This is a genomic window from Thioalkalivibrio sp. (assembly GCF_041690275.1).
Classification (GTDB): Bacteria; Pseudomonadota; Gammaproteobacteria; order Ectothiorhodospirales; family Ectothiorhodospiraceae; genus Thioalkalivibrio.
On the sequence record NZ_JAWLHP010000125.1, the window covers coordinates 1 to 2,567 of the forward strand.

3 protein-coding genes are annotated in these 2,567 nt (G+C 72.3%); 1 reads left to right on the forward strand and 2 read right to left on the reverse strand.

Annotation, left to right across the window (positions count from 1 at the left end; all coding sequences use genetic code 11):
- Positions 1-112: 112 nt before the first annotated feature.
- The gene (gene gluQRS, locus ACESMN_RS13650) at positions 113-1,036 is read right to left on the reverse strand and encodes a tRNA glutamyl-Q(34) synthetase GluQRS (RefSeq protein WP_373054156.1); all 924 of its coding nucleotides are present in this window, start codon (positions 1,034-1,036) and stop codon (positions 113-115) included.
- Positions 1,037-1,093: 57 nt separating this feature from the next.
- Positions 1,094-1,546 carry an RNA polymerase-binding protein DksA gene (gene dksA / locus ACESMN_RS13655; protein WP_373054157.1) on the reverse strand — a complete coding sequence of 151 codons (453 nt, stop codon included), beginning with the start codon at positions 1,544-1,546 and terminating at the stop codon, positions 1,094-1,096.
- A 181-nt stretch (positions 1,547-1,727) separates the two neighbouring features.
- Here dksA and ACESMN_RS13660 point away from each other — a divergent pair, with 181 nt between their 5' ends.
- Complete coding sequence (locus ACESMN_RS13660; RefSeq protein WP_373054158.1) at positions 1,728-2,513, forward strand: HAD-IA family hydrolase; 786 nt, start codon at positions 1,728-1,730, stop codon at positions 2,511-2,513.
- Positions 2,514-2,567 lie beyond the last annotated feature (54 nt).

The following is a 2,567-nucleotide window of genomic DNA, read 5'->3' on the forward strand; positions in this document are numbered from 1 at the left end:
GCCGCTCCTACGGGCCGCTCCTACGGGCGGATCCAACGGGCCGCTCCCACGCCACCGCGAGCCACCGTGGGCGGCGCGCCCTCGCGGCAATCCGGCGGCAGGGGCTGGCCGCCTACGCGCCCGTGGGGCGCAGGCACGCCTCCGGAATCGGTCCCGGCGGCAGTCGCCCCGGGCTCCAGTGGCGCCGTGCGTGCTCCAGCAGGTCGTCGACCGCTCCCGGTCCAGCCGCGGCGAAACCGGGATCGACGCCCGGGGTGCCGATCGCGGCCAGGATCGGCGCGAGCAGGGCGGCGGGCCGCTGGCGCGGCGCCGGCGCGGCGCCCGAAGACTTGGCCAGCTTCCGGCCGCTGTCCGCGATCACCACCGGGTGGTGCAGATAACGGGGCTGCGGACGCCCGAGCCCCCGGTACAGCTGCAGCTGCCGGGGCACCGAGCCCAGCAGGTCGATGCCGCGGACCACGTCGGTGACCCCGAGCGCGATGTCGTCGACGACGGTCGCGAGCTGGTAGGCGAACACGCCGTCGGCCCGGCGGATCACGAAATCGCCGCCCAGCCGGTGCAGGTCGAAGCCGAGCGGGCCCAGGCTCCGGTCCGTGATCGTCCAGTGGCGCTGCTCGGCCCGCAGGCGAACCGAGCGGCCCTCCCGGCCGCGCGGCAGGCCCTCCCGACAGGTACCCGGGTAGATCGGCCCGTCGAGGCCCACGAGCCCGGCGGCGGCGACCTCCTTCCGGGAACAGGCGCAGGCGAAGACCCGGCCAGCGGCCTCCAGGCGCGCGAGGGCCTCCCGGTAGGCCGGTTCGCGCTCGCTCTGAAACACCACGGCGCCATCCCATCCGAGCCCGCAGGCGTCGAGGGTACGCAGGATCTCGTCCGCGGCGCCGGGCACGGTGCGCGGCCGGTCGCTATCGTCGATGCGCAGGTGCCACCGGCCCTGCCGGCTGCGGGCGTCCAGCCAGGAGATCACCGCGGCGGTCAGCGAACCCGCGTGCAGCGGGCCCGACGGAGTCGGGGCGAAGCGGCCTGTGCAGACGGTCAAGAGGCCGGGAACAGGACGTGAATGCCGGTTTGTCCGGTGTCCGGGACGGCGGGCCGTTCAGGCCATCTGCCTTTCCTTGATCTCCGCCAGCGTCTTGCAGTCGATGCACAGCGTGGCGGTCGGGCGCGCCTCCAGCCTGCGGATGCCGATCTCCACCCCGCAGGCCTCGCAGTAGCCGTAGTTGCCCAGATCGATGTTGCGCAGGGACTCGTCGATCTTCTTGGAGAGCTTGCGCTCACGGTCGCGCGCCCGGAGCTCCAGGCCGAATTCCTCTTCCTGTGTCGCGCGGTCGGCGGGATCCGCGAAGTTCGCGGCCTCCCGCTTCATGTGACCCACGGTCCGGTTCACCTCCTCCAGCAATTCCTGTTTCCAGGCGAGCAGGAGTTGCCGGAAATGTGCCAGCTGCTCGTCGCTCATGTACTCTTCGCCGGCCTCCGGCTGGTAGGCGGCAATGCCGCTGGCCACCATGTGGTTGGACGAGGGCTTGGTCTTCTTCGGGTCTGCGGCCATGGACGCTGGTCTCCGGGTGAATCGCGGGCCTTATCTATCAGAGAAGGCCGGTGCAGGCAAGGGCCGAGCGGGCCGGCGGTGTGAATTCGGCGGGCTGGCGCCCCGGCGCCTGCCGCGTGTCGACCGGTGCCCCTCCGCACCGCGGCGGGCCCGCGGTGCCCGCGAATCCCTTGGAGGATCAATGGACAAGCTCAGTGCGCTGATATTCGACGTCGATGGCACCCTGGCCGATACCGAGCGCGATGGTCACCGGGTCGCCTTCAACCGCGCCTTCGAGGAGGCGGGGCTGGACTGGTTCTGGGACGAGGCCCGGTACGGCGCGCTGCTCCGCGTGACCGGCGGCAAGGAGCGGATCCGCCTCTACCTCTCCGAGGAGCGGCCGGATCTGCTTCAGGCACCGGATATCGACGAGCGCATCCGGGCGCTGCACGCGGCCAAGACGCGGCACTACCTGAGGCTGCTCGAGGCCGGTGCGATCCCGCTCCGGCCGGGGGTGCGGCGGTTGCTGCTGGAGGCGCGCACGGCGGGTCTCCGCCTTGCGATTGCCACCACCACCACGCCGGAGAACGTGACCACGCTGCTGCGCAGCACCCTCGGCACGGAGGGCCTGCAGTGGTTCGAGGTGATCGCCGCGGGCGACATCGTTCCGGCGAAGAAGCCGGCCCCGGACATCTTTCGACTGGCCCTGTCGGAACTGGGGCTGGCGCCGAACGTCTGCCTCGCGCTGGAGGATTCCGGGAACGGGCTGCGGGCCGCGCTCGGGGCCGGTCTGCCCACGGTGGTCACCACCAGCGGCTACACCCGGGACGAGGATTTCTCCGGTGCCGTCGCGGTGCTGAATGGCTTCGGCGAACCCGGCGCCCCGGTGACCGTGCAGGCCGGGTCGCCACCCGCCGCGGGATATGTCGATCTCGCCAGCCTGGTCGCCTGGCACCGCGAAGCCCGGAGCAGGGCAGGGATCGCGTAGAAGGCCAGCCCCCGGGTCGAAGGCCATCGCGGCCGGAGGCCGCTCCCACGGGGG